The sequence below is a fragment of the Streptomyces sp. NPDC107517 genome (assembly GCF_055582645.1).
In genome coordinates, this window is the sequence record NZ_JBVJPM010000007.1 from 341,255 (window position 1) to 367,975 (window position 26,721).

At 70.3% G+C, this 26,721-nt stretch carries 21 protein-coding genes; 9 read left to right on the forward strand and 12 right to left on the reverse strand.

Annotated features, from left to right (window positions below; all coding sequences use genetic code 11):
- Window positions 1-441 precede the first annotated feature (441 nt).
- Window positions 442-1,647 (forward strand): PP2C family protein-serine/threonine phosphatase, encoded by a 1,206-nt coding sequence (locus ACZ67T_RS19555; protein WP_469985482.1) that lies wholly within the window; start codon window positions 442-444, stop codon window positions 1,645-1,647.
- Here the strand turns inward: ACZ67T_RS19555 and ACZ67T_RS19560 are convergent.
- Window positions 1,562-1,876, reverse strand: coding sequence for a GntT/GntP/DsdX family permease (locus ACZ67T_RS19560; protein WP_469985484.1), 315 nt, complete (start codon window positions 1,874-1,876; stop codon window positions 1,562-1,564). The genes ACZ67T_RS19555 and ACZ67T_RS19560 overlap by 86 nt on opposite strands.
- The gene (locus ACZ67T_RS19565; protein ID WP_469985486.1) at window positions 1,788-3,101 is read right to left on the reverse strand and encodes an MFS transporter; all 1,314 of its coding nucleotides are present in this window, start codon (window positions 3,099-3,101) and stop codon (window positions 1,788-1,790) included. The genes ACZ67T_RS19560 and ACZ67T_RS19565 overlap by 89 nt, the downstream gene beginning before the upstream one ends.
- A 58-nt stretch (window positions 3,102-3,159) precedes the next feature.
- Here ACZ67T_RS19565 and ACZ67T_RS19570 point away from each other — a divergent pair, with 58 nt between their 5' ends.
- The 3 genes from ACZ67T_RS19570 to ACZ67T_RS19580 all read left to right on the forward strand — a co-directional run bounded on the left by ACZ67T_RS19570 (window position 3,160) and on the right by ACZ67T_RS19580 (window position 6,633).
- Entirely contained in the window at window positions 3,160-4,149 is a 990-nt protein-coding gene (locus tag ACZ67T_RS19570; protein WP_469985487.1) for an ArsR/SmtB family transcription factor, read from the forward strand.
- A gap of 252 nt (window positions 4,150-4,401) precedes the next feature.
- Window positions 4,402-5,280, forward strand: coding sequence for a hypothetical protein (locus ACZ67T_RS19575; protein ID WP_469985489.1), 879 nt, complete (start codon window positions 4,402-4,404; stop codon window positions 5,278-5,280).
- Between the two features lie 120 nt (window positions 5,281-5,400).
- A complete protein-coding gene (locus tag ACZ67T_RS19580) occupies window positions 5,401-6,633 on the forward strand; it encodes a cytochrome P450 (protein ID WP_469985491.1) in 1,233 nt (410 codons plus the stop codon).
- Window positions 6,634-6,689: 56 nt separating this feature from the next.
- On the opposite strand, the gene ACZ67T_RS19585 is transcribed toward ACZ67T_RS19580, so the two are convergent.
- Together ACZ67T_RS19585 and ACZ67T_RS19590 are read right to left on the reverse strand one after the other, a co-directional pair.
- Complete coding sequence (locus ACZ67T_RS19585; RefSeq protein WP_469985493.1) at window positions 6,690-7,802, reverse strand: hypothetical protein; 1,113 nt, start codon at window positions 7,800-7,802, stop codon at window positions 6,690-6,692.
- Window positions 7,799-8,395, reverse strand: coding sequence for an ankyrin repeat domain-containing protein (locus ACZ67T_RS19590; RefSeq protein WP_469985494.1), 597 nt, complete (start codon window positions 8,393-8,395; stop codon window positions 7,799-7,801). The genes ACZ67T_RS19585 and ACZ67T_RS19590 overlap by 4 nt, the downstream gene beginning before the upstream one ends.
- 523 nt (window positions 8,396-8,918) lie before the next feature.
- On the opposite strand from ACZ67T_RS19590, the gene ACZ67T_RS19595 reads away from it, so the two are divergent.
- Together ACZ67T_RS19595 and ACZ67T_RS19600 are read left to right on the forward strand one after the other, a co-directional pair.
- Window positions 8,919-9,389, forward strand: coding sequence for an NUDIX hydrolase (locus ACZ67T_RS19595; RefSeq protein ID WP_469985496.1), 471 nt, complete (start codon window positions 8,919-8,921; stop codon window positions 9,387-9,389).
- A gap of 191 nt (window positions 9,390-9,580) precedes the next feature.
- Window positions 9,581-11,668 carry a SpoIIE family protein phosphatase gene (locus tag ACZ67T_RS19600; RefSeq protein WP_469985497.1) on the forward strand — a complete coding sequence of 696 codons (2,088 nt, stop codon included), beginning with the start codon at window positions 9,581-9,583 and terminating at the stop codon, window positions 11,666-11,668.
- Window positions 11,669-11,690: 22 nt separating this feature from the next.
- Here the strand turns inward: ACZ67T_RS19600 and ACZ67T_RS19605 are convergent, their stop codons facing one another.
- The 8 genes from ACZ67T_RS19605 to ACZ67T_RS19640 all read right to left on the reverse strand — a co-directional run bounded on the left by ACZ67T_RS19605 (window position 11,691) and on the right by ACZ67T_RS19640 (window position 24,439).
- Window positions 11,691-12,731: an ABC transporter permease gene (locus ACZ67T_RS19605; RefSeq protein WP_469985499.1), complete on the reverse strand. Its 1,041-nt coding sequence runs from the start codon at window positions 12,729-12,731 to the stop codon at window positions 11,691-11,693.
- A complete protein-coding gene (locus ACZ67T_RS19610; protein WP_469985501.1) occupies window positions 12,728-13,690 on the reverse strand; it encodes an ABC transporter permease in 963 nt (320 codons plus the stop codon). The genes ACZ67T_RS19605 and ACZ67T_RS19610 overlap by 4 nt, the downstream gene beginning before the upstream one ends.
- Complete coding sequence (locus tag ACZ67T_RS19615) at window positions 13,683-15,242, reverse strand: sugar ABC transporter ATP-binding protein (protein WP_469985502.1); 1,560 nt, start codon at window positions 15,240-15,242, stop codon at window positions 13,683-13,685. Before ACZ67T_RS19615 ends, ACZ67T_RS19610 begins: the two co-directional genes overlap by 8 nt.
- A 108-nt stretch (window positions 15,243-15,350) precedes the next feature.
- On the reverse strand, window positions 15,351-16,448 hold the full coding sequence (locus tag ACZ67T_RS19620) for an ABC transporter substrate-binding protein (protein WP_406109528.1): 1,098 nt from the start codon (window positions 16,446-16,448) through the stop codon (window positions 15,351-15,353).
- Window positions 16,449-16,640: 192 nt separating this feature from the next.
- Window positions 16,641-17,756 carry an aldose epimerase family protein gene (locus tag ACZ67T_RS19625; RefSeq protein WP_469985538.1) on the reverse strand — a complete coding sequence of 372 codons (1,116 nt, stop codon included), beginning with the start codon at window positions 17,754-17,756 and terminating at the stop codon, window positions 16,641-16,643.
- Between the two features lie 276 nt (window positions 17,757-18,032).
- On the reverse strand, window positions 18,033-19,043 hold the full coding sequence (locus ACZ67T_RS19630; protein WP_469985504.1) for a LacI family DNA-binding transcriptional regulator: 1,011 nt from the start codon (window positions 19,041-19,043) through the stop codon (window positions 18,033-18,035).
- Between the two features lie 256 nt (window positions 19,044-19,299).
- Window positions 19,300-21,699, reverse strand: coding sequence for a beta-L-arabinofuranosidase domain-containing protein (locus ACZ67T_RS19635; protein WP_469985506.1), 2,400 nt, complete (start codon window positions 21,697-21,699; stop codon window positions 19,300-19,302).
- 136 nt (window positions 21,700-21,835) lie between these two features.
- The gene (locus ACZ67T_RS19640) at window positions 21,836-24,439 is read right to left on the reverse strand and encodes a PA14 domain-containing protein (protein WP_469985508.1); all 2,604 of its coding nucleotides are present in this window, start codon (window positions 24,437-24,439) and stop codon (window positions 21,836-21,838) included.
- A gap of 315 nt (window positions 24,440-24,754) precedes the next feature.
- Between ACZ67T_RS19640 and ACZ67T_RS19645 the strand changes: the two genes are divergently transcribed.
- The 3 genes from ACZ67T_RS19645 to ACZ67T_RS19655 all read left to right on the forward strand — a co-directional run.
- Window positions 24,755-25,240, forward strand: coding sequence for a hypothetical protein (locus ACZ67T_RS19645; RefSeq protein ID WP_469985509.1), 486 nt, complete (start codon window positions 24,755-24,757; stop codon window positions 25,238-25,240).
- A gap of 778 nt (window positions 25,241-26,018) precedes the next feature.
- Window positions 26,019-26,483, forward strand: a complete 465-nt coding sequence (gene tnpA / locus ACZ67T_RS19650) for an IS200/IS605 family transposase (RefSeq protein ID WP_469985510.1) — start codon at window positions 26,019-26,021, stop codon at window positions 26,481-26,483.
- A partial coding sequence (locus ACZ67T_RS19655) for a helix-turn-helix domain-containing protein (protein ID WP_469985512.1) occupies window positions 26,480-26,721 on the forward strand: 242 nt, incomplete at its 3' end. The genes tnpA and ACZ67T_RS19655, both read left to right, overlap by 4 nt.

Here is a 26,721-nt window from a genome sequence, read left to right on the forward strand (position 1 = left end):
GGATCAGCCTGCGGTCGAAGTGACCCGCCGGGGCGCCGTCCGGCCCGGGTTCGGACTCTGCCGGGCCGCCCTCGGCAGCCGGTGCGGGTATCTCGGGGTTGCTCATGGGCGGGTCAGCCCCTGGCGGGTGCTCAGCAGGGTCACGGCGTTCTTACTCATGCCTCCACCGTAGATTTGACAGGTTTACCTGTCCAGTTTGACTGAGCAGTTTTGCTTCCCTTTTGTGTGGTGGTCCGGCGGTCCGCGAAGCCGCCGGCGTCCTGCGGGCCGGCGCGGGAACGCCTCAGTGGCGCACCCGCACCGTGGGAGTGGCGTACCGGGCGCGCACGGTATTCGAGCAGGTCGCAGGGGATGTGGGGGGCGATGGTGCGCCATCCGTGCGACAGGGCGCGGGAGTCACGCGGGTATAAAATTTCCCATGTGAGATTCCGGCGATGGTCGATGGATCGCCTACTGGAGCGGCCATCAGGCCGCGGTCTGGTGGCTGTTCCGCTCGTTCTCATCGTGGTGATCACCCTGGTGGACGTCCACTCCCCGACCGACGTCCACCTCGGCCCGCTGCTCGTCATCGCACCGGCCCTCACCGCCTCCATCGCAGGCCCGCGCCTGACCGCCCTGGTCGGGCTCCTGGCCGTGGGCGCCCAGGTCCTGATCGGTGCGCTGCACGGCGGTCTGAGCACGGCCAACCACATCTCGCAGATCATCGCCATCACCTTGCTCTCCGCACTGATCGTGATCTTCTGCCGTGCGGGGGAACGACGCCGCCAGGAGCTGAACCGGGTGCGGTCGGTGTCCGAGGCGGCGCAGCGGGTGCTGCTGAGACCGCCGCCCCGCAGGGTCGGTCCGCTGCGCGTGGCCTGGCTGTACCTGGCCGCGGGGGACGAGGCCAAGATCGGGGGCGACCTGTTCGCGGTCGCCCGCGCCGCCCGCCCCAGCACCCGCGCACTCATCGGTGACGTACGCGGCAAGGGCCTCGCCTCCATCGGTGAGGCATCCGTCGTGCTCGGGGCGTTCCGCGAGGGCGCGCACCGCCACGCTCTGCTGCCCGACCTGGTGGCGGCCATGGACGACAGCGTCGCCCGGAACCTGGAGGAGGTCGCCGATACCGAGCACGACGCCGGAGAGCACTTCGTCACCGCCCTCGTGCTCGACATCCCGGACGACAGCCCGCACGCGGAGATGGTGACCTGCGGCCATCCGCCGCCACTGCTGGTGCGCGAACACCAGGTCACCGAGCTCGCGCCCCGTCAGTCCGCACCGCCCCTGGGCATGGGCGAACTGCCCGTCCCCCCGCTCCTCAGCGACCACTTCGCCTTCACGGCCGGTGACTTCCTTGTCCTGTACACCGACGGAGTCATCGAGGCCCGCTCGCCCAACGGCGCCTTCTACCCGCTCGCCGAGCGGGTGGCCTCGTTCCCGTCCTTTCCCGCCGGCGGCCCGGACTCCCTGCTGAACCACATTCACCGCGACCTGCTCGCCCACACCGGCGGCCGGCTCAACGACGACATCGCGCTCCTGGTCATCGAACGCGTACCCACGCGGCATCTGCTCCGCCCGCTTCTCAACGGCCGGCCCATGACGGACCAGGCCGCCGACGCGTACCCCGACGGAGCGCCGCCGTCGAGGGCTCGCGGGCGCGGGATCTGAAACGGTTGCGGGCTGGAGCAGCGGTGTGACCAGGCCCGCGGCCGTGAGCAAGGGCGGCCGTGGTCGAACCCTGCACCGCGCGCAGCGGCATCGCCATGACGTAGTCCGGCAGGAGCGGGAGTCCGGTGCGGTCGGGCAGGTCAGCGACCGCGCTGCCGATGCGCGTCCTGACCAGGAGCTGTCCGAAGACTCCGCCGGCCCCCGCGACCGGGATGACCATCTGCACCATGCGCACCAGGTGCGGACGTGTCGGGCCGGGCGTGGGGCAGACGGCGTACGGCTGTGGAGGCCAGGGGGATCAGGCTGGCCGCGGCGGAGACGGCCCCGGCCGCAGCGGTCACCCGGAACGCGCCGAACGTCTCCGCCAGTGGCCCCACGCACAGCTGCCCGACCGGAACCGAGACGTAGGACAGCAGGTCGTCGTAGGACGCGACGCGCGACAGCACGTGCGCGGGGACGTGCTCCTGGAGCGAGGTGTCCCACGCGACCGCGGTGACGGAGGAGCCGAGCCCTGCGACGAACGCCGCCGCGATCAGCCAGGGAGCGTGCCCCTGTGCTCCCAGTGCGAGCAGCGGCAGCGCGCCCAGCGCCCCCGCCAGCTGCCCGAACCGCAGCAGATGCCGCACCGTCATCCGGTACATCACCAGGCTCGACGCCAGCATGCCGACCCCGCGCGCACTGAGCACGAAACCCCAGGTCGTCTCGTCGCTGAGCTGCCGGGTGAGCTGGGGGCCGAGGATCTGCCACGTACCGGTCTGCACGAGGTTCAGCAGGCAGAAAGACAGAGTGCCGACCCACACCCACCGGATCGCACGGAACGCGCTCCAGCCGTCACGGATGTCGCCCAGCACCGTGTCTCGCTGTGACGCCCGAGCGGTGCCGGTGAGGGAGAGCCGTGCGAGGAAACCGGCCGCGACGAGGTACGTGAGCGCGTCGAACGCGATGGCGGGCCCGCTCCCGACCGTCACCACCAGCACACCCGACAGACTCGGCCCGAGGATCTTCGTCGCGTTGCCGGCCGAGCCGAGCGCGGAATTCGCCTGCCGCAGAAGGGACTTGGCGACGAGCTGAGGGACGACGCCGCGCAGCGCCGGTGTCGTGAAGGCGCCGAGCACGCCGTTGGCGAACTCGAGGGCGGCCACCAGCGGCAGCGAGTAGTGCCCGGTCAGCAGGAGCGCGGCGACGGCGCCCTGCGTGGATGCCGCCCCCAGATGGGCGGCCACCAGGACGGTCCGGCGCGGTAACCGGTCGGCGACCGCGCCGCCCAAGAGCAGGAACGCGAGCAGCGGCAGCATGTGGGCGGCGAGCACGACGCCGAGGTCGTGGCCGCTGCCCGAGGCGTCGAGGACGGCGAAGGCGAGCGCGACGGGAGCCATCGAGCTGCCGAGCAGGGACACCAGACGTCCGGCGAAGAACCAGCGGAACGCGGCCTGTCGGAGGAGGGAGGAGAGCACCGGCCCGAGTGTGGGCAGCCGCGGGCGCGCAAGCTAACGTTTCGGCGGGAGGCGAAAGATGGTGCTGCTGCGGCTGAGTTCGATGGCCCTGTCACAGTCCCGGTTCGCGCTGTCGCCGAGCGCCGAGACGCTGGGGTCGATGAGCGTCCTGATGAAGCCCTGCTCCGACCCGTGGCTCATCCACTGGTACGACCGCCACCACGACGCGTTCCACGCCGCGCTCGACGCGGACCCGTTCGCCCGCGGGCTCGTCGAGCTGATCTGCTCGACCAAGTACCTCCCCGGTTACGTGAGCCGCCCGCCGTCCGGCGGTATGCGCACCACGCTCGCCGACGAGCTGAAGGTCGTCGCCGCGGCCCGCGACGACGACATACGCGCGGACCTCGACGCGGCGGTGGCCCGTAGCTGGAAGCGCCACGACCTGGAGTGGCTGACCGGGCACGGGTGGGGAGCCCGGACCGCCGACCTCTTTCGGCACGTGTGGAAGACACATGTGTCGCCGGACTGGCCGCGCCGCCGCGCCCTGTTGGAACGTGACGTCACGTACCGGGCGGGGCTGCTCGCCGCCTACGGCTGGCCCAGGGCGCTCCAGCACATGAACCGGCGCAGTGCGTGGGTCGGTGCCGACGCGATCCGCTTCAGCGACCAGCCGGGCGCTGACTGCATCGTCGGCGAGGGCGGAATGCTGTTCGTCCCGGTCTGCGTGACGAGCGGCACCTGGCTCGCCGAGGCGCCTCCCGACCGGTACGCCCTGGTGTACCCGGCCCGCGGTACAGCCGGGCAGACCGGGCGGCCGCGAGCGGCGCAGGCTCTGGAACGGCTGATCGGCACCGGCCGCGCCGCCCTCCTCCACGAGCTGGAACGCCCCGCGACCAGCAGCGAACTCGCGGCGCAACTGGGGCAGTCGCTCGGCACGGTCGGCGGTCACCTGGCCGTTCTGCGCGATGCGAACATGGTCGTCGGTACGCGAGTGGGGCGACGTGTGGTCTACCGGCGCACGCAGGAGGGCGATCGCCTCGCCGGACGTGCCGACTCCCCGGACGACTGACCACGAGATCGGCGAGCCGCTCGGCGAAGCAGTCGACCAACCAGTCGACGAGGCAGTCGACCAAGCCATCGGAGAAGCGCCTCCTCCACCATGAAGTGGCCGTACGACGCGACCAGGGTGTGCCGCAGATTCTCGGCCCAGGCGATCCACAGCGCAGCCGCCCCGAAGCCGAGCGCAGAGCCCCGGTCCCGCTGATGCACGGCGACCGGCGCGTCTCAGCCGCGCGCGCCGCCCGCACGGCAGAGTGGGCGTGTGGACGCAGATGATGTCGCCGAGGATCTCTACCGCCTGCCGCCCGTACAGTTCATGGCCGCGCGGAACGCGCAGGTCGCCGAGGCGAAACGGGCCGGGGACGCGGCCGCCGCACGCCGGATCGCAGCCTTCCGCAAGCCGACTCTCGCCGCCTGGGCGGCGAACCTCCTGGCGCGTCAGACGGAGGAGGCGAGGCAGCTCCTCGAGCTCGCTCAGGCGCTGCGGGAAGCACACCGCACGCTCGACCCGGAGCAGTTCCGGGCTCTCAGCCACCAGCAGCACGTGCTGATCGCGGGCCTCGCGCGACAGGCGGGTGGGCTCGCCGGACGGGCGGGGCAGCCGGTGAGCCAGACCGTTCTGCACGAGGTCGAACAGATCCTCCACGCGGTGCTGGCCGACGCGGAGGTCGCCGAGCAGTGGGCCGCCGGCAGGCTCACGACGGTGCCCACCGTGTCCACCGACTTCCCCGGCACGGCGCCTGTGGCGCAGGTGTCGAAGAAAGCCGAGAGGCCCACCCCCGCCCCGGCGAGCAAGACCCCCGACCCCGCTGAGGAGAAGCGCCGCGCCCGCCTGAAGGAGGCGATGAAGGCAGCCACCGCGGCCGCGGCCGAAGCGGGCCGTCGCGACGACGACGTGCGCCGCGCGGAGGAGGAGCACGAGCGGGCCACCACCCGGCGGTCCGATGCGGACGAACGCGTCGCACTCCTGACGGTTCGGCTCGGCGAGGCCGAGGAGGAGCGGCGCACCGCTGCCGAGGCGGCGGACGAGGCGTCCGTACGGGTCCGGGACGCCGCACGCGAACAGAAGGCCGCCCGGCGGAGAGCAGCGAGTACGTCCCGGGCCGTTGAGCGCCTCTCCGGAGGCGATTCCGGCCGCTGAACGCGAGATCCACCCGTGCATCACGAACTGGTCACGCCACCCACTCGTACCCGTGTTCCATTGGATGCTGGCGACCGAGATCACGTCAGGGGATACGTGATCGCGAAACGGAGTGAGGACATGACCGATCCGACCGCCGCACCAATGCAACTGACCCACACTCAGATCGACGAGGCGTCGCACGGCCACGACGTCCCGCTGGTACGGGTGACACTCCCGGGGACCACAACCCCCGTGTGGCTGGCCACACGCTACGACGTGGTGAAGGCGGCGCTCGGCGACACCCGCTTCGTCCGGGACCTGGCGAAGGTTCCCGGTGCACAGGGCGGGGGTGTCGGCGCGGAACTGCTCGACGACGCGGGGCTGCCGCCGGAGTACCGGCAGTACCTGGAGATCCTCGTCATGGTCGACGGGCCCGAGCACACCCGCCTGCGCACGCACGTGATGCGGGCCTTCGCGCCGCGCCGGATCGCCGCGCTGCGTCCGCGCATCGAGCGCATCGTCCAGGACGTGACCGGTGAACTCGTCGCCAAGGGAGACCAGTTCGACCTGCTGAGCGCCTTCGCCTACCCGGTCATGACGGACGTCATCTGCGAGATCATCGGCGTGGAAGCGGCCGACCGGCCGAAGGTGAGCGGCTGGATCAGGGACTACGAGTCCGGCGAACCGGACCGGTTCCTGCCGGGCATCGACCACCTCGCCGAGTACATCGGCCGGCTGCTCGACCTCCGTGGCCCGGCGCCCGAGGACGACCTGGTCTCCGACCTGCTGCGCTCCAGCGCCACGGCGGCAGAGGGGCAGCGACTGACGCGCCAGGAGATGATCGCTCTCGTCTTCCTGCTGATCAACACGGGGATCGCGCCGCCCGCCTTCTTCATCACCGACGCGGTCCTCACCCTCCTCGACCACCCGCAGGAGACGGTCCGGCTGCGGGCGGAGCGCGACCTGCTGCCGCGCGCCGTCCAGGAATTGCTCCGTCATGTGTCGGCGGTACGGGTCGGCGCCACCCTGTACGCCACCGAGGACGTGGAACTCGGCGGCGTCCTGGTGCGCCGGGGCGAGGGCGTGACGAGCGGTCTGCTGGCCGCCAACCGCGATCCGCGAACCTTTGACGACGCCACGCGGCTCGACCTCACACGAGAGGTGGCACGCGGGGCCGGGCACATCGCGTACGGACACGGCGCGCACCGCTGCATCGGCGCCGCGCTCGCCAACCTCCAGACCGAGGTGATCCTCGACGAGCTGTTCCTGCGCCGGGACAGCCTCAGGCTGGCCGTCGAGCGGGAGGCCGTCCAGCGCGTCGGGTTCGCGGGCGACGGCACCTATCCGATCGCGCTGCCGGTTCGCATCTGAATCAGAGCCCGGCCCGTGTGGGGCCGGGCCTCGTCACAGAACGGCACTGGGCGTCGTCACAGAACGGCGATGCCCAGCGGACGATGACCTGCGGGCAGCCGGTGGGTCTTCCCGCTCTCCAGGTCCACGACGGTGATCCCGTCCCAGAATCCGTCTCGCGTGAAGCCCCCGGTGACGTAGGCGGTGCGGCCGTCGCGCGAGGTGGCGACGTCCTCGTGCGGACCGTCGAGCGGGACGACGCGCTCCTTGCCCTCGGCGGTGCGGATGGTCAGCGAGGCGTCGTTGTCGCCTGCGCTGATCGGGCCGGTGCCGACTGCGAGCAGCGTGCCGTCGGGGGTGAGCGTGGCGCCGTGCTGGTGGGTGTCGGCGGTCATCGGTTCGACGGCGACCTCGCCGGTGCGCGGGTCGAGCACGGCCAGCTTCTCGCCCTCGAAGGGCAGCAGGAGCTTTCCGTCGTCGCGCACGGCGGCGTAGTGCGGCTTCAGCCACGAGCCGAGTCCGCCCTCTGTGCCGTACGGAGCGACCTCGAACCGGCGTGGGGAGAGCGTGTCCGTGCGGACGGCGGTCACGTCGAACGAGTCGTGGCCGGTGGCGTACACCTCGCCGCCGTCGCGGGCGACATCCACATCGAAGGGGCGGCGGCCGACCGGGACGGTGTCCGTGACCTTCCGCGACGACGTGTCGACGACCTCCAACACCCCGTTCCTGTCCGGTACGTTGACGCCCACGTAGACATGCTTTCCGTCGGGCGCGAGGGCGATGCCCATGCCGCCGCCGCGGTACTCGCCGGTCGTGGCGGGGCCTGTCTTCGTGGTGTACGGGATACGGCCGACGTTCTCGCGCGTCTCGGTGTCGACGACGGCCACCCCTTCGGCCGTCGCAACCCAAGCCCGGCCGTCCTTGCCGACGACGAGCCCGTACGGTGCGGTGCCCACCTTCACCGAGTCGAGGGTGCCGCGCTCGGGGTCCACGAACGTGACCGTGTCGCTGCCGAAGTCCGCCACCAGCAACGTGCCTTGAGCTGTTCGCGCGGGCGCCGGCGCCGAAGGGGTGGCGGTGGCTGCCCGGGGTGAGGACGCGGTGGAGTCGGCGGTGCCGGTCGCCGTGCACCCCGCCGCGAGGAGGACGACCGCCATGGCCCCGAGCACACCGCGCGCGCGGGCCGTCATGACGCGGCCCTCAGGAGCGCCGCGAGCGCGTCGAAGCCGCGGCGTTCCGCGTGTTCCAGGGCCGTGACGCCTTCCGCGTCCGCGAGATCCGGGCGGGCGCCCGCCGCGAGCAGCAGCTCCACGATCTCCTGGTGCGCCCGGCCCCCGTCACCGAGGATCACGGCTTCGAGCAGAGCGGTCCAACCGAGATCGTTGACGTGGTTGACGTCGATGTCCGTCTCCCGGAGCACCGCCCGTACGTACGCGACGTGGCCGCGCTCGCTGGCGGGGATCACCGAAACACCCCCATAGCGATTACGCAGAGTGAGATCCGGACCCGCCAGGAGCAGGAGGCGCATCATCGCGACGCTGCCGGTGACGCCGGTGACGAGCCACGGGCTGTCGTGGCGCCGGTCCTGGGCGTCCGGGTCGGCGCCGGCCGTGACCAGGACCCGCGCGGCCTGAACGTGATCGTTGAGGGCGGCGAGCAGCAGCGGGGAGCGCAGTTCCTCGTCGCAGGCCTGCACCGAGGCCCCGGCGTCGAGGGCGGCGCGCACCTCGGCGGCGTCACCACGCCGGGCGGCCTCCAGGAGTCGGCGGTCGCGGTCGTGCATCTCGGTGCTCCATGTCCGTAGGGAAGGATCCGTAGGGAAGGAACGGGGGCGCTCCGATGTCCGTTCCGGAGTCCATTCTCCGGCCGCCTCCCGCGCTCACCGGTCGGCCTGCCGTCTGCGGTGCGGGAGCCCGACGGATGACACCGGGGTCGACCGATCGGCTGATGCCGACGCGGCCGGCCCGAGGGGCGGTACGACGAGAAAGGCCCCCTCCCTGCCCGGTGGGGCGCGGAGGGGGCCTTGACGGAGGCTCGCCCTCAGGGTGTGCACCGGTTGCCGTCGCCACGACAGGAACCTGAAGGCGTCCTCGGGTATCTCAACGAGCGGACATGTGCCATGTTCTGCCATACCCGCACGGGACACCCGCACGGAGCTGATCGGCGTGTCACGTTGACGCGTGGTGCGGGCTCCATGCGTTCACCGTGATTCGCGACCGTGCGGCGCCCGTGATCGATAGGTTGTTCCCCTGCATCGGCCGTCATCGGGGCGGCGGTGTCCGCAGGGGTGCAACGTGGGAGGTCGGATGCGTTCGCGAGTCTCGGCGTATGCGGTCGCGGTCATCGACGAGCACATGCTGCTCACCCAACTCGCCGACACTTCACCGGTGTTCGAGCCCGGCCTGTGGCACCTGCCCGGTGGCGGGATCGACCCGGGGGAGCAGCCGCACGAGACGCTGGGGCGCGAGCTGTACGAGGAGACCGGCCTGGAGCTCCTGGACGCCCGGCTGGTCGACGCGAGGGCCTACACCGCTCGCCGGCTCGGCATCGACTGGCATCTGGTGGGGCTCTTCTACCGCGTCGACCTCAAGCCCGGCTCTCCCGTGGTGACCAAGGAGGACGACTCCACCAGCGCCGTCACCTGGATGCCCCTGTCCGGCTTGCGGGAGTCCGAGCTGTCCCCTGCGGCGGTCGACGGCCTGGAGATGACCGGTGTGGGCCAGAACCGTCGGCCCCGCGTGGGCGCGGCCCACCAGCAGTGGAGGAAGCGAACATGACCTTCCCCGGGAAAGGGGCATAAAATGCCGTGGGGAGTCTGGAGACAGCATGGCCGAGAATCTGGACCGCAGTACACGCCGGGGCTCCGGCTGACAACATACTCGTCCTCGATGGAGTCGATGACATCCCGAACCGGGCTGATCCCCTTCAGCCGTCCCTCGGACCCCGGCGATTCCGGGGAGGTGACTGGATGGATGCGATCGGTTCGTCGCGGACGGGCCTGACGACGGCGGGCACGGTTTCCGAACCCGGCGGCCTCCTGGACGCCCTGTCCGTGGCCGCGGTGATGATCGACGCCCAGGGCCGGATCTGTCTGTGGAGCCCGCAGGCCGAGGAGCTGTTCGGCTTCACCGCCGAGGAGGCACTGGGGCAGTACGCCGCGCCGCTCCTGGTCGCCCCGGAAAACGTGGATCTGGTGCTCGGCCTGTTCGCCGAGGTGATGGAGAGCGGCCGGAGCTGGGCAGGCGTCTTCCCCGTACGCCACAAGGACGGCAGCACCCGCCTGGTGGAGTTCCGCAACATGCGGCTCCACGACGAGCTCGGAGACGTCTACGCCCTAGGCATCGCCAGCGACCGGGCACTCCTGCGCCGCGTAGAGAGGGACCTCGCGCTGTCCGTGCAGCTGGTGGCCCAGTCGCCCATCGGGCTCGCGGTCCTGGACACGGACCTGCGCTACGTGATGGTCAACCCCGCGCTGGAACGCATCAACGCCCTGCCCGCCGAGCAGCACATCGGCCGCGGCGTCGGCGAGGCCCTTCCGTTCCTGGACACCGAAGCCATCACGGCCACGATGCGCCAGGTCATGGCCACGGGCACGCCGGTCCTCAACGAGTTCACCATCGGACGCCCCGGCGGCGCCGCCGACGTGGAACACGCCTGGTCGGCGTCCTACTACCGGCTGGACGACCCGGCCGGCCGAGTCCTCGGCCTGGCCATCTCCGTGGTGGACGTGAGCGAACAGCACCGGGCCTCGAAGGAAGCCGCCCGGGCCCGCCGGCGCCTGGCTTTCATCGCCGACGCGTCCAGGACCGTGGGCACCACTTTGGACGTCGAGCAGACCGCGCACGAGCTGGCGTCGGTGGTCGTCCCCGAGCTGGCCGACCTGGCGGCGGTCGACATACTCGACGCCGTGCTCCAGGGCCGCAGCCAGGCCACCCCGACCGCCGGAGGGCCCGCTCTGTTCCGGGCACTGGCGGTGACGGCGGCCTACTCCACCAACGCGCTCCACGCCGCCGACACCCCCGGGCAGATCGCCAGCTACGCGGCCGACCGGTACATCACCCAGTGCGTGACCTCAGGACGCCCGGTGCTGGTGGAGCATGTGAGCGAAGCGGACATGGAGCGCATCGCCCCCGACCCGAAGTCCGCGCGGGTCCTGTCCCGGGCAGGGTTGCACTCCTATCTGGCGGTGCCGCTCATCGCGCGCGGCGAGGTGCTCGGCGCGCTGGACCTGGGCCGCGCGAGGAACGAGCTGCCGTTCGACGAGGACGACGTCGTCCTGGCCGGCGAACTGGCCGCCCGCGCGGCGGTCTGCATCGACAACGCCCGCTCGTACCAGAGCGAACGCCGCACCGCCCTCACTCTCCAGCGCCACCTGCTCCCGCCCAGGCCGCCCCGCAGGCCCGGCCTGGAGATCGCTTACCGCTACCAGCCGGCCCAGTCGGCCAGCGAGATCGGCGGCGACTGGTTCGACACCATCCCGGTGGCCGGGAACAAGACCGCCCTCGTGATCGGCGACGTGATGGGCAGCGGCATCAACGCCGCCGCCACCATGGGCCAACTGCGCACCGCCACCCGCACGTTGGCGGACCTGGACCTCGCGCCGGCCGAAGTGCTCCGCCACCTCGACCACACCGCCGCAGAGCTCGACCCCGCGTTCGCCACGTGCATATACACCGTGTACGACCCGCACCGCGGCGAGTGCCGGATCGCCGTCGCGGGCCACCTGCCGCCCATCCTGGTCAGACCCGGCCGGCGCCCCGAACTCCTCGACCTGCCCTCGGGGACCCCCCTCGGCGTGGGTGACATCGCCTTCCAGGAGACGACCGTGAAGATGGAGAGCGGCGACCAACTCGTGCTCTACACCGATGGGTTGATCGAGACGCGGTCCGATGCCATAGATGCCCGCATCAACACACTGCTCGATCTGCTCTCCGAGCCGCAGGGGTCCCTGGACGAGGTCTGTGACCACCTCCTCGTGGCGCTGCGGGACGAGGGGGACCGCGACGACGTGGCCCTCCTGATCGCCCGGGCCCGCCCGCTGGGGTCCACGTCGTAGAACCTCGGCGCGATCCGGTCGCCTACAACAACTGCCGCCTGCGGCCGAGCCACGTCTGCGCGATGACCACGACCGCGAGGAACGCGCCGCTGACGACCTGCTGGTAGGAGGAGTCGAGGGAGCCGATCTGGTTGATGACGTTCTGGATCACCTTCAGGAGCAGCACACCGACCAGCGAGCCGCTGACGTAACCCAGACCACCCGTCAGCAGGGTGCCGCCGATGACGACCGCTGAAATGGCCTCCAGCTCCATGCCGTTGCCGAGAATCGTGACGCCGGAGGCGAGCCAGGCGGCGTTGAGCGCGCCGGCCAGGCCCGCGAGGACGCCGGACAGCGTATAGACGATGATCTTGGTCCGGGCCACGGGAGCACCCATGAGGGCAGCCGCGTCCTCGTTGCCGCCGACCGCGTACACGTGCTGACCGAAGCGGCTGCGGCGCAGGACCACCGCGCCCGCCACGAACAGGACCAGAGTGATCCACACGGGGTTGCCGACGCCGAGCGTCGCGCCCTGGCCGAGCTCGGCGAGGAACGACCCCTTCTTGACGAGGTAGGTGTCGGCGCCCTCGTCGGTCAGGGACAGCATCAGACCGCGCGCGCCCAGCATCGCGGCCAGCGTGACGATGAAGGGGGCGAGCCGCGAGCGGGCGATCAGCAGGCCGTTGACCACACCGATGAGACCGCAGACGACCATCGGCAGCAGGAGCGCCACCACAGTGCCGTACTGCGAACCCCACGCGGCCAGAACACCGCCGAGAGCGAAGAGCGAACCGACCGACAGGTCGATGCCGCCGGTGACGATGACGAAGGTCATGCCGAGCGCGACGACCGCCAGGAACGCCGAACTCGTCGCCATGTTGGACAAGTTGTCCCCGGTGGCGAACGAGTCGAAGCTCAGCGACGCCACCGCCGACACGATCACGAGGACAGCGAGCGCGCCGTGCTGCTGGACCAGCGCGCTCAGCCGCTCCGAGCGGCTGCTGCCCACGGGCTCGGCGGCGTCGAGCAGCTCCTTCTCGGTACGGGCCACGGCCTCTTCCGTTTCCGTCCTGGTCGCCGTCATCGCTTCCCCCGTCCGCGCGCCGCGTACACCGCCAGCACGATCACGATGGCCTGGGCGATCTGCGTCCACGAAGGCGGCAGATCGTGCTTGATGAGGGTGGCGGTGAGCAGCTGTATGAGGACGGCTCCCGCCACCGTTCCGGCGATGTTGACCCTGCCGCCGCTCAGGGGGGTGCCGCCGACCACCACCGCGGTGATCGCGGACAGCTCCATGAGGTTGCCCAGCGACGTGGGGTCGCTGGCCTGCAGCCGCGCTGTCGCGAGCACGCCCGCGACAGCGGCGAGGAGCGCGCACGCCACGTAGACGAGCATCAGGACCCGGCGCACCGGGAGCCCCGCGAGCTTCGCCGCCGCCCGGTTGTCGCCGATGGCGAGCAACTGCCGGCCGAAGGTGGTGCGCCGGATGACGAAGGCCACCAGTAGTGCGAGCGCGGCGGCGATGACGATGAGGTAGGGGATGCCGAGGACGTCACCCGAACCGAGCGACGCGAGCCCCGGATTGTGCAGGTCCTTGAGCTGCGGCAGCAGCACCAGGGCGATGCCTCGGCCGCCGACCATGAGGGCGAGGGTGGCCACGATCGGCTGTACACCGACCCAGGCGACCAGCGCCCCGTTGGCCAGGCCCACCACCGCCGCGAACACGGCCACCGTGAGCAGGGCCGGCACCAGCCCGTAGCCCAGATAGAGGGCGGTGACCGAGGCCGCGAGCGCCATGACCGCGCCCACGGACAGGTCGATGCCCTCGGTGCCGATGGCCAGGGCCATGCCGAGGGCGACGATGATCACGGGCGCGACCTGCACGGCCTGCGTCCGGAAGTTCTCCGCGGACAGGAAGTGCGGCGTCACGGCGATGTTGACGACGAGCAGGACGGCCACGCCCGCGTACACGCCGTATGTCTGCATCCACTGCAGAATTCGCGCGCGGTCGAGGGCGGCCGGGCGTATCGCGGCCTCAGCCATGGTGGGTCACCTCCCCGGCGGCGCCGGGGGCGGCGCTGCCCGCCGCGATGGTCTGCATCAGCTTGTCCTCCGTGACGTCGTCGCCGGTCAGTTCGCCGACGACCGCGCCGTCCTTCAGCACGACCACGCGGTCGGATCCTTCGATGAGTTCCTCCAGGTCGGAGGAGATGAGCAGGACACCGAGGCCGTCGTCGGCCAGTTCGTCGACCAGCTTCTGCACCTCGGCCTTGGCGCCCACGTCGATGCCGCGCGTGGGCTCGTCCAGGAGCAGCACCTTCGGGTTCATCGCCAGCCAGCGGGCCAGGAGCACCTTCTGCTGGTTGCCTCCGGACAGCTCGCCGACCTTCTGGTTCGGTGAGGAGGCCTTGATACGGAGCCTCTTGACGAAGGTGTCCACGATCTTGTCGACCTGGGCCTCGGAGACCAGACCGAAGCGGGAGAGCCTCGGCAGCGCGGCCAGCGCGATGTTCTCGCGTACGGAGAGTCCGGGGACGATGCCTTCGCTCTTGCGGTCCTCGGGCAGCAGGCTGATGCCGGCGCGGATGGCGGCGGGCGTGGATCCCGGGCGCAGCGGGACACCGGCCACGGTGACGCCGCCCGCCTTGGACGGCAGAGCCCCGGAGATCGCCTTCGCGGTCTCCGTGCGCCCCGACCCGAGCAGCCCGCCCAGACCGACCACCTCGCCGGGACGGATGTCGACCGAGACACCGAGCAGCTTGTGAGGAACCGTCAGATTCCGTGCGCTGAGCACGGGTTCGGAACTCGCGGCATGGTGGTCGCCGGTGAACTTGGTGACGCCCTCACTGCGCACCTCACCCATGTCGCGCCCCAGCATCGTGGACACCAGAGTGAGCCGGTCCAGGTCCGCGAGCCGTCCGGTGTGCACGCGGCAGCCGTCCCGCAGCACGGTCACGGTGTCGCACACGGCGTACAGTTCGTCGAGCCGGTGGCTGACGTAGATGACGGCGATGCCGTCGGCGCGCAGCCGGCGGATCACCTCGAACAGCGTCTCCACCTCCCGTGGTTCGAGGGAGGAGGTCGGCTCGTCCATGATGACGACGCGTGCGTCGGTGGCGACGGCCCGGGCCAGGGCCACCATCTGCTGGGCGCCGACGCCCAGCGTGCGCAGCGGCTGCCGCACGTCCACCCGCACCCCGTACGCGCGCAGCGTCTGTGCGGCGTCGCGGTGCATACGGCCGAAGTCGAGCAGCCCGAACCGGTTGCGCGGCTCGCGCCCCAGGAAGAGGTTGCGGGCCACGCTCAGCAGCGGGATGAGGTTGACCTCTTGGTAGATCGTGGAGATGCCCGCGTGCTGGGCCTCCAGCGGTGTGGCGAAGGAGACCGGGCGGCCCTGGAAGGTGATGTCTCCCGCGTCGGGCCGGTACACACCGGTGAGCACCTTGATGAGCGTCGACTTCCCGGCGCCGTTCTCGCCGATCAGGGCGTGGACCTCACCGGCGTGCAGCGCGAGGTCCACACCGTCGAGGGCCCGGACACCGGGGAACGACTTGCTGAGTCCGCGGACAGTGAGGACTTCGGCGGAGGGAGCCACCTGTGCCTCCAGGGTGGGGTGAGGGCGAGGGCAGGGGAGAGGAGTACGGATCAGGGGCGGGGTGGGCCGGGGCTCCGGCCTGGCCCACCCCGTCAGCCTGAAGCTGCGTCAGAATGCCTTGCCGATCTCGGACTTGGCGTTCTTCGTGTCGTAGGCCCCGTCCTGGATGATGACGTCCTGGGGGACTTCCTTGCCCTGGGTGAAGGTGTCGAGGGTCTGGAAGGCGAGCGGGCCGAAGCGCGGGTTGGACTCGATGACCCCGCTGATCCAGCCGTCGACAATGCCCTGGACCGCGTTGCGCGTCCCGTCGACCGTCACGATCTTCACGTCACCGGCCTTCTTGCCGGCGCCCTTGAGCGCGGCGACCGCGCCGAGACCCATCTCGTCGTTCTCGGCGTAGATTCCCTTGATGCCGGGCTTGGACTGGATCAGCTGCTCGGTGACCTGCTGGCCCTTCTCGCGGGCGAAGTCGCCGGTCTGCTGGAAGACCACCTTGAGGTCGGGGGCCTTCTCCTTGATGCGGTCCTTGAAGCCCTTGGTGCGCTCGGTGGTGACGTTGTTGCCCGCGGCGCCGAGCAGGATCGCGACCTCGCCCTTGCCGCCTGTCGCCTCGATCATCTGGTCGGCGGCGCGCTTGCCCTGGTCGACGAAGTCCGAGGCGATGAAGCTGACGTAGTCCTTGCACGCCGTGGCGTTGATCTTGCGGTCGATGGTGACGATCGGCACCTTCTTGGCCGCCGCGGCCTTCAGCACCGGCTCCCAGCCGTCCGAGTTGAGCGGAGCGATCACCAGCAGGTCGGCGCCCTTGGCGAGGAGGTCCTGCACATCGCTGATCTGCTTGGAGAACTGGGACTGGGCGTTGGCGGTGAGCAGCTTCAGGCCGCGCTTGTTCGCCTCGGCCTTGATCGAGGCCGTCTCGGCGATCCGGAAGGGGTTGGCCTCCTTCTCGGACTGCGAGAAGCCGACCGTGGCGTTCTTGAGGTCGAGCTTCTTCCCGCCGTACGCATCGATCGTGCAGCCCTTGCTGCCGGGCTTCGGCGTGACGACCTTCTGGCCCGCGTCGGCGGCGGACGCGGAGGAGTCGGACTTGTTCGAGGCGTCGTCCTCGGACTTGGCGCAGCCGGAGGCGGTGAGGGCCATGGCGGCGGCCAGGGCCACGATCACAGGGCGGGCGGTGAGGTGACGGCGGTGGGCGAAGTGCTTCATGGTGACCCCGATCCGGGTGACGCGGCGACGGAGGGTTGGCAGGGAGCAGCGAGGGCGGCGCGCATGCGGCTCGACGAGGCGAGAGCCTCGACTGGTCCGCCCGCAGGAGTTTTTACATCGTTGAAAGGAGGGTGTAAAGCCTTTGTGCGGGACGTGACCGCCCTGTGATTCGGGCGGGCCGTCCGGTCGTGGTCAACGTGCGGCCGCGGTGAGGTGCGGGAAGCTGAGCACCGTCCGGCTGCGCATGACCTGGTCAGGGCGCAGGACGGTGCCCGGGTACTCGGGCCGGTTGGGGGAGTCGGGGAAGTGCTGCGACTCCAGGCACAGGCCCGAGTGGGCTCCCAGCCGGCGACCCAGGAAGTCGCTGAAACCGCCGTCGAGTTGCTGCCCCGCGTACACCTGGAGCCCGGGCTCGCTGGTGTGCACTTCGAGCACGCGCCCGCTGCCGGGGTCCTCGAGACGGGCCGCGCGCCGCAGGACCAACTGTCCTTCTTCGACAGGTCGTTCATGGCCGTCGAGTGCCCAGCAGTGGTCGTATCCGTCGGCGCGCCTCAACTGCTCGTCGGGCTCGGCGATCCGCGCACCGATCCGCCGGGGCCGGGTGAAGTCGAACGGCGAACCGGCCACCGGTGCGGGTGCGCCGGGCAGGGGGAGGCCTGTCTCGTCGATGGGCAGATACGTGGTGGCGTCCACGGTCAGAAGGTGGTCGAGCACCCCTCGGTCCGGGTTCCCGGAGAGGTTGAAGTAGGCGTGGTGCGTGAGATTGACCGGCGTGGGGCGGTCGGTGACGGCGTGATAGTCGAGCGTCAGGGATCCGTCGGGCGCGAGGGTGTAGGTGACGGACACCTGGAGCGAACCGGGAAAGCCCTGGTCGCCGTGCGGACTGTCCAGGCTCAGGCGCACACTGGCGGCGCCGTCGGGCCGCTCGCGGGACTCGGCACGCCACACCCGGCGGTCGAACCCGTCGGCCCCGCCGTGCAGCGAGTTGCCCCGGTCGTTGCCCGGGATGTGGTGCCGTGTCCCGTCCAGGGTGAACGTGCCCCCGGCGATGCGGTTGGCATACCGCCCCACCACAGCGCCGAGATACGCGCCATGGGTGGCGTACTGCTTGACGTCCGGGAGGCTGAGGACCACCTCGGCGGGCGGTCGACTCCCGGAGGGACCTGGGACACGCAGGGAGTGGAGTACGGCGCCGTACGTCAGGACGGCGGCCTCGACTCCGCTCGTACTGCGCAGAGTCCAGCGCTCGACCGGGAGGCCCGAAGGGCTGGCGCCGAAGGGTGCCGAGAAGGGGGCGGCGAAGGACATGGGCTCCTCGCGGGGGGTGAGGGCCGGGCACTGTCCGGCGCCGGGCACGGGTGATACCGGCGGGGCGCGGACGGAGCCGGAGACCGGCAGCTGCGGACGCCTGGACATTACAACGTTGTAAGGTGACCTTGTAAGGGGTCGGTACAGGTATCTGCTCGGGTCTTTCGGCTGTTCGGCGGTCGAGCGGTTGTCCGGTGGCCATGGGGCCGGGGATTTCGGCGGGAAGTCCGTTACGGACTTGTCGGCGGGAACGATCACGCGGTCCCGCCGCTCGGCCTACACGTTCCGCCCCAGCGTGCTCTCGCGCGCGATGAGCCGGTAGTCCGCCCAGACGCGGCGGGGCTCGTCCGCCTGGCCGCCGAGCCGGGCCAGGACCGACTCGACCGCCATCCGTGCGATGGCCTCCTTGTCCGGCGACACGGAGGTGAGCGTGACCGCCCCGAAGTGCCCCTCCACGACATCGTCGAAGCCCACCACGGCGACGTCCTCGGGCACGCGCAGACCGCGCTCCGACAGCACCCGCATCGCTCCGATGGCGATGGGGTCGTTGTACGCGAACACGGCGTCGGGCCGGCGCCCGGTCTCCAGGATCCGGGTCATCGCCGCCGCGCCGTCCGCGTGCCCCCACCCCTCGGTCGTCGCGATCAGCCCGTCGTCCACGGAGAGGCCCGCCGACAGGAGTTCCTCGCGCCACCCCTGAACACGCAGGTGGGCCGGTTGGCTGTGGCCACGGCGGGCGCCGATGAACGCCACCTCGCGGCGCCCCATGTCGATCAGATGACGGACGGCCGTGCGGGCCGCCGCGACGTTGTCCACCGCGATGTGGTCGTAGGGCAGGTCGTAGTGGCGCTCACCGAGCAGGACCAGAGGCACGTTCTCCGTGCGCTCACGGAGGTCCTCCGCCTCCAGCTCGATGGGGCTCAGGATCAGGCCGTCGATGACGCGTGCGCGGAACCCCTGGCTGACCAGGACCTCTTGCTCGCGCCGGCCTCCCGTGTGGTCCAGGAGCACGATGTAGTCGTGCAGGGCGGCGGCGTCGATCACCGCCGCCGCGAGCTCGGCGAAGTACGGGTTGCCGAGCTCGGGCAGAGCGAGGGCGATGATGCCCGTCCGCCCCTGACGCAGGTGGCGGGCGGCAAGGTTGGGCCGGTAGCCGAGTTCGTCGATGGCCTGCTGCACCCGCTCGCGCATCGCGGGGGTGACGTGCTGGTAGTTGTTCACCACATTCGAGACGGTCTTGATCGACACGCCTGCACGCGCGGCGACGTCCTTGAGGCTGACCCGCACAACATTCCTTCCGGTGACCTGCCGGGCGCCGGGACCGGTGCGTGCCCGCACGGCGCCGGAGCCATGGCCCCGGCGCAAAGGCTCTGGAGCCGGGCTTGCAACGTTATACGTTCGCATGGCGAAAGGTGGCAAGGGGGACGGATATACCCGGCACCGGCTGCTGGACCAGCGGCTCGACGCCGAGGACGCGGACCGCCCGCACACCGATGTCGCGGCGCGCCGGGATCCGCCCGGCGCGCCACGATCGGTCACGACCTCAGAGCAGCCGCCACAGATGGTCGTCCGTCCCGTTGTCGTCGAACTGGACGACCTGCGCGCTGTCCGCTGTCGACATCCCGTCCACGCCGAGGACCTTGCCGCTGTTCTTGTTGCGGATCCGGTACCACCCGTCCCCGCTGTCGACGAGCGCCCACAGATGGTCGGCGGTGCCGTTGTCCTCGTACTGGACGACGTGTGCGCTGTTGGCCGTCGACATCCCGTCGACCCCGAGGACCTTGCCGCTCTGGCCGTTACGGATCAGATGCCAGCCGTCGCCCTTGTCGACGATCTGCCACGCGTGATCGCCCGTTCCGGAGTTGGCGAACTGGACGACGCGGGCACTGTTCTCGGTCGACATGCCGTCGACGGCCAGGACCTTCCCACTGTGCTTGTTGGCGATCCGCCGGAACGCGGGCTCCGGGGTCCACGCCCTGCCGTCGGGCGAGGCCTGGGGAAACGCCGTGATCCGCAGTCGGGCCGCGCCCATCGGGACGAGTGTCACGGTCTCGACGGGCGCGTCGCTGCGGGCCGGTCCGCTCTGGAGGGGTGCGACGACGTGCTCGTCGTCCGCGACCCACTCCTCGATGCGACGGGCCTGCGCGGTGATGTGCACCGGCGTCGTTTCGTGGGTGAACGGGTTGTCCCCGACCGGCCCGTCGTCGCGCCGGAACGCGAGGCCCGGGGCGGGGGACAGGCCGTAGTTCCAGGCGGACGTCGCGTGCACCTCGTAGTGCGGGAACGTGTCGTCGCCCGCGTAGCGCTCGTACTGCTCACCGATCTTCAACGAGTAGGTGAGGGGTCCGTGGTCGACGCTGACGGCGTCATGGTTGTCGGGCCAGTGGCGTACGGAAGTGCGCTGAGGCAGCCGCAGCGTCACCACGTCACCGTCGTGCCAGGTGCGCTCCACCGTGGCCCAGACCGGTCCGTCCTTGGCAGCCAGACGTTTGCCGTTGACGAGGAGTTCGGGTCCTCGGCACCACCCCGGGATGCGGAGCCGAAGCGGGAAACGCACCGGCTTCGGGGCGGAGAGCCTGAACTCGACCGTCTCGGTGAAGGGGTAGCCGGTCTCCTCGACGATGGTCACCTCGGTGCCGCCGGCGACTCGCGTGCGGAGCGTGCAGGGGGCGTACATGGCGGCGGCGAGTCCGTCGCCGGGCGTCGCGAGCCACAGCTCCTCGTTGAAGTAGGGCCAGCCCATGCCGTAGTTGTGCGGGCAGCAGCGGTACTGGTCGACGCCGGGCTGCAGGGACTGCATGGCGAAGCCGTTCTGGAACTGTCCCTGCGTCTTCGGGGTGTTGTTCAGGTCGATGCTGTTGGCGCTCGTGATGTAGTGCAGGGACTTGCCCTGCGGGTCGAGTGCGGCGGGCAGCATGTTGAACGCGAGTTCCTCGCAGCGGTCCGCCCACACCGGGTCACCGGTGATGCGCGTGAGAAGCTCATGGCTGGCCATGAACTCGACGATGCCGCAGGTCTCGAAGCCCTGGCGGGGGTCGCCGAAGCCGGGCCGGTAGTTCTCGTCGCCCGCCATGCCGCCGCCGGGGAACTGGCCGTACGCACCCATCACGGCGTCGTATCCGCGGTAGGTGGCCCGGGTCAGCTCGGCGGAGCCGGTGAGCTGTGCGTACTGGGCCGGCTCACGGAATCCCTGTGCGATGTTCACGTTGTGACGCGAGGGCGTGCTGCCCGTCCAGTCCGCTCCGAGGCTGTGCATCTTGCCCGCCAGGTCGAGGAGGAACTTCTCCCCGGTGCGGCGGTACAGCCACACCACGATGTCGAGTCCGTCGCCCCAACGGAAGGAAACCCAGCTGGAGTTGAAGGCACCGGCGCCCTGGGCGTTCATGAAGCGCAGGAAGCGCGTGACGAACGGGACGACGCGCTGGTCGCGCGAGTACTCCTCGTAGGTCCGCAACGCCATCAGGAGCGGCAGGAACGGCCAGAAGTCCGGACCGCCGTTGAGCGCGGTCCGCAGCGCGCGGGGGCCGAAGAAGCCGTCGCTCTCCTGCGTGGCGAGGATCGCGTCGATCCACTCGCGCGAACGGGCCAGGGCATGCTCGTCACCCGTGGCGACCGCGAGCGGCACATAGCCGCGCAGCCAGTACGGCAGTTCCTCCCACGCCCCGTGCTCCGGGTGCACCCAGCCGGTGTTGTCGAACTCCAGGAAGTGGGAGAGGTCCTCGTACCGGCCGCACAGCCCGTCGAGCTGGAGCTTCAGCTGTCCGGCGAGCCAGCCGCGGGCGGTGACACTGCCCGAGGGCAGCTTCTGGAACGCGTCCGGGGCCGGCGCGCCGGCCGACGGCCGTGAAGCCGCCGCCGCGGACGAGGTGAACGGGCCGCCGAGCGCCGCGGCGCCCAGGCCCAGGGCGCCGGCACCGAGAAGAGCGCGTCTGCTGACATGCATGCGGGTGCTCCTGTTCGGGGGGTACGGGGGAGGGGGTACGAAGGGGGCGCGCTCGCGCGAGAGAGGCGAGCCGCGCCCGGCCCCCTTCCGCCCCGAGAGGGGCGAAAGGGGGACCGAGTTACCTGCGGGACCGTGCTCAGCTGCCGGAGCAGCCGGCCACGGTCGCCTGCGAGGCGTCGCGGATCAGCGCGTCCTGCGCCGCCTTCACCCGCTTCACATCCGGCTTGACGATCTTGCGGTCGTACGTCAGCAGGCCGTTGAGCTCACCCTCCACGTCCGAGATCTGCGTGTACACGGCGCCGTTGCTGCCCTGGCAGGCCAGCTTGTGCACCTCGGCGAGGCGCGCGAGGTAGTCGTCCGTGTACTTCGCCGGGTCGACGTCCACGTACGACTGCTGCACCGCCCAGGCGTGACCGGGCACCGCGAGGCCGAGGCCGCCGTATTCGCCGCTGACCAGGGCACGCTTGCCGTCGGGGTGCGGCGGCAGGGCCGGGCTCGGGTAGCCGTGCTCGTCCATGATGTCGCCGGTCCCGCCGTCCGCCCCCAGGTTGAGGCCCGACATGTTGTTGACCAGCCGCGTCGGGTCCCAGGCCTTGGCCTGCTCGGCGATGCGGCCCACGTCGTACTGGCCCCAGCCCTCGTTGAAGGTGACCCACATGACCACCGAGGGGTGGCTGCTGTGCTGGTCGATCATCGTCTTCATCTCGCGCTCGTACTCGGCGCGCGCGGCCGCGTCCGGTGCCGCGCTCATGGCCGGCATGTCCTGCCACACCATCAGACCGAGCTTGTCCGCCCAGTAGAACCAGCGGTCGGGCTCGACCTTGATGTGCTTGCGGACCGAGTTGAAGCCCATCTGCTTGTGCATCTTCAGGTCGTAGGCCAGCGCCTCGTCCGTCGGCGCGGTGTGCAGCCCGTCGGGCCAGAAGCCCTGGTCGAGCGTGGCCATCATGAAGACGGGCTTGCCGTTGAGGAGGGTGCGCGGCGTGCCGTTCACCTTCTCCACGGAGATGGAGCGCATCCCGAAGTAGCTGCCGACGCTGTCCTTGCCGACGTTCACCTTGAGGTTGTAGAGGAACGGGTCGTCGGGCGACCACAGATGCGCCTTGTCGATCTTCAGGGTCAGCGGCGCGCCGGTGACCCCGCTCGCCGTGGCGACCTTCCGCTTGCCGTCGTACGCCGTCGCCGTGACCGGCACGCCGTCCCGCACGCCCTTGGCCTCGACGGTGGCCTGGCCCGCCTTGACGTCCGGGGTGATCTTGAGGTCGGCGGCGTGGTCGGCCGCGACCGGCTCCATCCACACGGTCTGCCAGATACCGGAGGAGGGGGTGTACCAGATGCCGCTCGGGTCGAGGCGCTGCTTGCCGACCGGCGGGTTCTCGCCGCCCTGCGCGTCCGTCGGGTCATAGACGCCGACGATCAGTTCCTGGGTCCGGCCCGGCTTCAGCGCGTCCGTGACGTCGGCGCTGAACTTGTCGTAGCCGCCCTTGTGTTCGGCGACCTTGGTGCCGTTGACGTACACCTCGGACTGCCAGTCGACGGCGCCGAAGTTCAGCTGGAGGCGCTTGCCGTCCCCGACCTTCCAGCCCGCGGGGACCGTGAAGGTGCGCCGGTACCACATGCGGTCCTCGTGGCGCTCGATGCCGGAGAGCTGCGACTCGACCGGGTACGGCACGAGGATCTTCTCACCGAGCTGCTTGCCGACCGGCGGCTTGTCGCCGGACTTCGCCGCGGCGAACTGCCACTCGCCGTTGAGGTTCTGCCAGGCGTCCCGGGTGAGCTGCGGGCGCGGGTACTCGGGGTGGGCGTTCTTCGGCCCCACCTCGTCGGCCCACTTGGTGCGCAGCTCGTACTCGGAGTCGTTCGGGCCGCTGCTCCAGAACTGGCCGACAGCCTTCCCGCCCGTGCTGGTCAGCCCGCCCTTGCCGTCATAGGTGACATCGGCCTGGCCGGACGCGCCGCCGCCCTTCTTGCCCACGACCGGTTCCTCGAGGCCGACGAGCAGGGTGCGCGGGTCGGCCGGGTCGGCCTTGATCGAGGTGAGCGGCCACTTGGCGCCGCCGATCACGGCCTGGAGGTGATCCGCGATGCCGGCGGGCGGGGCCGCGAGGGACTGTGCGAAGTCGAGCTTGAGAGTACGGCCGTCCTTGAGGACGGTCGTGGATATCGCCCCGTCGTAGTCCCAGCCGTCGGGCAGCCGGAAGGCGGACGAGGGGATCGCTTCCTTGGCCTCTCCCGGCTCGGTCCAGCGCAGATGGAGGTTCGAGCCGCCGAAGTGCTCGAAGTACTCGACCTTGATGTCGTAGGCCTTGCCGGCCGTCAGCTCGACGGGCTGGGAGGTCTGTTCCTTGTCCCAGTCGTCGACCCAGTGGTCGATGGCGAGCTTGCCGTCGACCCAGAGCCGGAAGCCGTTGTCGCCGATGATGGAAAACGTTGTCGCGCCGGTCTTCTCCGGCACGACCTTGCCCGTCCAGCGCACGCTGGCGTCGTCGGCCTGGCCGGTGGCGGTACGCAGCCGCGGCTCGAGCGTGTCGAAGTCGAGTTTCGGGTCGAAGCCGGTGGCCTTGAGCTCGTTGAAGTCGAAGGCTCCGGGGGCGGACTGGGTGTAGTACTCGCCCTTCAGGCCGTGGGGTTCGACCGGGTCGTCGGCCGCTGTCGCCGACGGCGACACGGTGAGTGCCGCGAGGCCGAGTCCCGCGGCCAGCAGCATGGCCAGTCGGCCTCTGAGTCGTTTGGTGCGCACGAATCCTCCTTGACTGAGGAAGGGGGGCGGCTCGTCGCCTGCGTCTGTACAACGTTGGAAGGAACGGGCAGTTGGCATGACAGCACGCCCTCAGGGGCGCTGTCCAGGGTCATGACAAGACGGGCCGCCGGGAACTGCGCGGGGGCGATTCGACGGGCTGCAAAGTTTGCTCACGAGAAGGCGAGTGCGGCTTCACCGACTTGGTTGAACACGTTCAAAACTTCTGTCAGGCTGACCCCGGCTCGGACGGGCGGACGCCGCCCGCGGTGGCCTGCTGGGACGTGCGGTCGACAGGGTCGGGGCGGTGGCTGGGGCATGAAGTCGAAGATGGCGGTGCTGCTCGGATGTCTGGTACTGGCCTGTGCGTCGTGCGCCGACGCGGGCGGTGAGGCGGCCGTGATCCAGCAGGCCGATCTGGTCGGGGACTGGGCCAACTCGGCCGGAGCCCGCGTCCACATCGCGGGCGATCACACCGTGACGGCGAGTGGGGTCGATCATGCCGTGCCCGACTACACGTGCCCGACGACGGTGAAGGCCGCCAGGTGGCAGTTCTACACGCGGGTCGACTCGTCCGGGTTCGCCGCCGCCTCCGACTCGGTGGCCGAGGGCGACTCGCTCGTGGTGAATGTGGGCGCCGGTGGCCCCGACTCGCTGTGGTGCGACCTCCAGGTCGCCGTTCAGAGGGACGGTCGGGGCTTCAATCTGTGCCTGGTTCTGGACATGGATCAGGGGTGCACGGCTGGGGAGCTCCTGCGCAGGGTTCCGGCGGGACGGGGGCAGCGTGCGGCTGTGTCGAATTGAGTGGAAGCGGATGTCGCAGGTTCGTGGGTGAGCCGAATCGGGTGGAGGTCGCGCTCCCGTGACGGGCACTTGCCGATGTCGGCTCGTTCGCAAAGGTGTTGGGCCGTTTCCGGCGTGGTCGCCGGGGTCGTTCACTGCGGGGCCGACGGATGGGCGGACAGGGTTCCGTACCCGTGCTCCGAGGCTGGGCGGCGCGGAATCTTCAACTGATTCTTGCGAGGAATCCCGTGGCTCTGGCCATCTTTCGCCAGGTACTTGCTCTCTTCCCGGCGCCTTCGCCGACCGGCTGCTTCTCCAACGACGTGGCGGGGAGGTGGGGCGGTGCCGACCAGGCCTCGAAACACGGCATCGAGGTGGTGCCCGCCGACTTCTGCATACGCCGCTTCGTAGTGGTGTGCCCGACCGCCGCGCCACTTCGCCCGGGGCCGGATAGTCGAGCCGCGTCTCCGCGCCTCTCCGCGTCCGGCAGCCCGGTCCGGCGCAGGAACTCGATGACTTCCATGTCGCACTGCGCGGGGCCGCATATCTGGCCGTGCGCCCCGTCACCATGCGCCCACCCGTACGCGAGGGGCGGTGCGCGACCATCGGTACGACGTCCAAGGGGCGGTGCGCGACCATCGGCACGACGTCCAGGGGGCGGTACGCGACCATCAGCACCACGCCCATCAGCTATCTAGCGAGGGGACCCGTGCCTTTAGGCATGGGGGGAATCGCTTCTCAGGGCTGCTTTGACCTCAACTCGGTGCACGGGTCTGCACTGTTGACCTGAGACGACTAGATGTGTGCCGTGTGTATAGTGATCGTGGTGACTGTAACGCGGAAGGTTCGCCGGTATTCCGGTGGCGTGTACGACTTGGGGCTGCACGTGGTGTGGTGCCCGAAGTACCGTCGCCGGGTTCTTGGTGGCCGTGTCGCGGTCCGGCTGCGTGAGCTGATCGAGGCGAAGGCAGCAGAGAAGGGCTGGGAGATCATCGCCCTTGAGGTGATGCCTGATCACGTGCACCTGTTCGTCAAGCATGAGCCGAAGGCTTCCGCGTCCTACGTCGCGAACCAGTTCAAGGGCTTCACCTCCCGCGTGCTCCGTTCGGAGTTCCCGCACCTGAAGTCGCAGATGCCCACGCTGTGGTCGTCGTCGTTCTTCGTCGCCTCGGTTGGCGCGGTCAGCGCGGACACGGTGGAGAAGTACATCAACACCCAGTGGGAACGGCCCTGGACGAAGAAACAGAAGGAGGGACAGACGTGATACGCGCCTACAAGTTCCTCCTTCGCCCCACCGTCCGCCAGCGCCAGACGCTCGGCGAGATGCTGCGGGATCACTGCTCGCTCTACAACGGCGCCTTACAGGAACGCCGCGACGCCTACCGGCACGCCTCGAAGACCAGCATCAAGTACGGGCAGCAGTCCGCGCAGCTCAAGGAGATCCGCGCCTTCGACCCGGAGCGTCAGGGCCGCTGGTCGTTCTCCTCCCAGCAGGCCACGCT

Bases quoted from the DNA above. Each gene is read 5' to 3' on its own strand.
- tnpA (WP_469985510.1), top strand. From the start codon at position 26,019: ATGTGTGCCGTGTGTATAGTGATCGTGGTGACTGTAACGCGGAAGGTT.
- ACZ67T_RS19620 (WP_406109528.1), bottom strand. From the start codon at position 16,448: ATGAAGCACTTCGCCCACCGCCGTCACCTCACCGCCCGCCCTGTGATC.
- ACZ67T_RS19570 (WP_469985487.1), top strand. From the start codon at position 3,160: ATGGTGCTGCTGCGGCTGAGTTCGATGGCCCTGTCACAGTCCCGGTTC.
- ACZ67T_RS19590 (WP_469985494.1), bottom strand. From the start codon at position 8,395: ATGCACGACCGCGACCGCCGACTCCTGGAGGCCGCCCGGCGTGGTGAC.
- ACZ67T_RS19625 (WP_469985538.1), bottom strand. From the start codon at position 17,756: ATGTCCTTCGCCGCCCCCTTCTCGGCACCCTTCGGCGCCAGCCCTTCG.
- ACZ67T_RS19585 (WP_469985493.1), bottom strand. From the start codon at position 7,802: ATGACGGCCCGCGCGCGCGGTGTGCTCGGGGCCATGGCGGTCGTCCTC.
- ACZ67T_RS19580 (WP_469985491.1), top strand. From the start codon at position 5,401: ATGACCGATCCGACCGCCGCACCAATGCAACTGACCCACACTCAGATC.
- ACZ67T_RS19645 (WP_469985509.1), top strand. From the start codon at position 24,755: ATGAAGTCGAAGATGGCGGTGCTGCTCGGATGTCTGGTACTGGCCTGT.
- ACZ67T_RS19555 (WP_469985482.1), top strand. From the start codon at position 442: ATGGATCGCCTACTGGAGCGGCCATCAGGCCGCGGTCTGGTGGCTGTT.
- ACZ67T_RS19560 (WP_469985484.1), bottom strand. From the start codon at position 1,876: ATGGTGCAGATGGTCATCCCGGTCGCGGGGGCCGGCGGAGTCTTCGGA.
- ACZ67T_RS19610 (WP_469985501.1), bottom strand. From the start codon at position 13,690: ATGGCTGAGGCCGCGATACGCCCGGCCGCCCTCGACCGCGCGCGAATT.
- ACZ67T_RS19600 (WP_469985497.1), top strand. From the start codon at position 9,581: ATGGATGCGATCGGTTCGTCGCGGACGGGCCTGACGACGGCGGGCACG.
- ACZ67T_RS19635 (WP_469985506.1), bottom strand. From the start codon at position 21,699: ATGCATGTCAGCAGACGCGCTCTTCTCGGTGCCGGCGCCCTGGGCCTG.
- ACZ67T_RS19595 (WP_469985496.1), top strand. From the start codon at position 8,919: ATGCGTTCGCGAGTCTCGGCGTATGCGGTCGCGGTCATCGACGAGCAC.
- ACZ67T_RS19605 (WP_469985499.1), bottom strand. From the start codon at position 12,731: ATGACGGCGACCAGGACGGAAACGGAAGAGGCCGTGGCCCGTACCGAG.